Origin of the sequence: Mycobacterium sp. 1245499.0, from assembly GCF_001673615.1 — a bacterium.
GTDB classification, from domain to species: Bacteria; Actinomycetota; Actinomycetes; order Mycobacteriales; family Mycobacteriaceae; genus Mycobacterium; species Mycobacterium europaeum_A.
This window is the reverse complement of the sequence record NZ_LZMG01000429.1, coordinates 1-1,123: the sequence shown is the minus strand read 5'-3', so window position 1 is coordinate 1,123 and position 1,123 is coordinate 1. Positions and strand designations below refer to the sequence as shown.

Sequence of the window (1,123 nt, the reverse complement as noted above, 5' to 3'; positions counted from 1 at the left end):
GGACTTGAGAAAACGCCCGCGGAACTCGGCAACCGGAACTTAGCAAAGATGGGCCGTGGGTGCCGGGATTGCCGGCTACGGGCCCCCACCCGGCTACGGGGCGCCGCCCCGGCCCGCGTTCAGCGTCGGTGACGCGTTCGGCTGGGCCTGGAACGCATTCACCAAAAACCCTGTGGCGCTGATCGTTTCGGCTCTCGTCTACGGGGTGCCTGGATACTCGGGAGGTTGGCTCATGTCCGTCCTTGCTGTCGGATTTCCAAGTGTGGCGAAGTTTCCTTGAGAAAACGCCCGCGGAACTCGGCAACCGGAACTTAGCAAAGATGGGCCGTGGGTGCCGGGATTGCCGGCTGCGTGCCTGGGCCGGCGCGGGCGTCGGCCGGTCGTGGTATGCCTGAAGCCGTGTCCGACGGTCTGTTTGACCTACCCGGCGCGTCGCAGCCGACCGATCACGGGCTGGGCGTGTCGGGCGGCGCCCCCCTGGCGGTGCGGATGCGTCCGGCATCGCTGGACGAGGTGGTCGGGCAGGACCATCTGCTGGCGCCCGGGTCCCCGCTGCGCCGCCTGGTCGAGGGTTCGGGCGTGGCATCGGCCATCCTGTACGGGCCCCCCGGCAGCGGCAAGACGACGCTGGCCGCGCTGATCTCGCAGGCGACCGGGCGCCGGTTCGAGGCGCTGTCGGCCCTGTCGGCCGGTGTCAAAGACGTTCGGGCGGTGATCGATAGCGCGCGCCGGGCGCTGCTGTCCGGCGAGCAGACGGTGCTGTTCATCGACGAGGTGCACCGGTTCTCCAAGACCCAGCAGGACGCGCTGCTGTCGGCCGTGGAGAACCGGGTGGTGCTGCTGGTCGCGGCGACCACCGAGAACCCCAGCTTCTCGGTGGTGGCGCCGCTGCTGTCCCGCTCGCTGATCCTGCAGTTGCGGCCGCTGAGCGCCGACGACATCCGCGCGGTGGTGCAGCGCGCGATCGACGACCCGCGCGGGCTGGGCGGTCAGATCGCCGTCGCCCCCGAGGCCGTCGACCTGCTGGTGCGGCTGGCCGCCGGCGACGCCCGGCGCGCGCTGACGGCGCTGGAGGTCGCCGCCGAAACTGTGCGGGCGGCCGAACCCGGTGGCGAGTTGACCG

The 1,123-nt window shown here is 71.0% G+C and carries 1 protein-coding gene and 1 pseudogene; both read left to right on the top strand.

The features are described 5' to 3' along the window. Window positions 1-55: 55 nt before the first annotated feature. Window positions 56-202: pseudogene (locus tag A5646_RS30530) on the top strand (hypothetical protein); the annotation flags it as partial. Between the two features lie 185 nt (window positions 203-387). Next, on the top strand, window positions 388-1,123 hold a 736-nt coding region (locus tag A5646_RS26385), incomplete at its 3' end, for an AAA family ATPase (protein ID WP_156765724.1).